The organism is Actinacidiphila bryophytorum (assembly GCF_016916835.1).
Taxonomy (GTDB): domain Bacteria; phylum Actinomycetota; class Actinomycetes; order Streptomycetales; family Streptomycetaceae; genus Actinacidiphila; species Actinacidiphila bryophytorum.
The window spans coordinates 1-1341 of sequence record NZ_JAFFIX010000068.1; the positions used below are offsets into that span (position 1 = coordinate 1).

General features: G+C 69.2%; 1 protein-coding gene. It reads left to right on the top strand.

All coding sequences use genetic code 11. From position 1 onward, the window contains the following. A partial coding sequence (gene araB / locus JT723_RS34610) for a ribulokinase (protein WP_205048874.1) occupies positions 1-1341 on the top strand: 1341 nt, incomplete at both ends.

The window sequence follows — 1341 nt, forward strand, 5'->3', positions numbered from 1 at the left end:
GACTGGGCGTTGCAGGTTCCGCAGGACTGGCGGGATGTGCTGCGTTTTGCGGTGCCGCGGGCGTTGGCGGCGGCGGGGGTGCGTCCTGAGCAGGTGGTGGGTATTGCCACGGATTTCACGGCGTGCACGGTGCTGCCTGTGACGTCGGACGGTACGCCGTTGAGTGAGGTGGCGGGGTTCGCGGAGCGGCCGCATGCGTTTGCGAAGTTGTGGAAGCACCATGCGGCGCAGCCGGAGGCGGACGAGATCGTGCGGGCCGCGGAGGAGAGCGGTCAGGGCTGGCTGGGCCGTTATGGCGGGAAGATCTCCAGTGAGTGGCAGTACGCGAAGGCGTTGCAGGTGCTGCGGGAGGACCCGGGGGTTTATGCGGCGGCTGAGCGGTGGATCGAGGCGGCGGACTGGATCGTGTGGCAGTTGACGGGGGAGGAGAACCGGAATCTGTGCACGGCCGGCTACAAGGGCATCCATCAGGACGGTGGTTACCCCGATGCCGGTTTCCTGGCCTTGTTGCATCCGGACTTCGTGGACTTCACTGCGAAGCTGGAGTTTCCGCTGTCGCAGTTGGGCACTGCTGCGGGGAAGTTGAGTGCGCAGGCGGCGGCGCTGACGGGGCTTCGGGAGGGCACGGTCGTCGCGGTCGGAAATGTCGACGCCCATGTCACGAGTGCGGCGGCGCGGGCGTTGGAGCCGGGGCACATGCTGGCGATCATGGGCACCTCGACGTGTCACATCATGAACTCCGATGTGCTGGCGGAGGTCCCGGGGATGTGCGGGGTGGTCCGTGACGGTGTCGTGCCGGGGTTGTGGGGGTACGAGGCGGGGCAGAGCGGGGTCGGGGACGTTCTGGCGTGGGCGGTGCGGACCTGTGCGCCGCACGAGTACGTGGCCGAGGCGCGTCGTGTGGGTGTCTCGGTGCATGAGCTGCTGACGCGGAAGGCGGCGGCGCAGCCGGTGGGCGGGCACGGGCTGGTGGCGCTGGACTGGCACAGCGGCAATCGCTCGGTGCTGGTCGACCACCACCTGTCGGGCCTGATCCTGGGGCTCACGCTGGACACCCGGCCCGAGGACATCTACCGGGCACTGGTGGAAGCGACCGCCTTCGGGACGCGCATGATCATCGAGGCCTTCGAGGCCTCGGGGGTCCCGGTGGAGCAGTTCACGGCGGCGGGCGGGCTGTTGAAGAACACCTTCCTGATGCAGACCTACGCCGATGTGCTGGGCCGTCCGATCAACCTGCTGGCCTCCGAGCAGGGTCCCGCGCTGGGTGCGGCGATCCACGCGGCGGTCGCGGCGGGGGCGTACCCCGACATCCGCAGCGCCTCCGCGGCGATGGGCCGGATC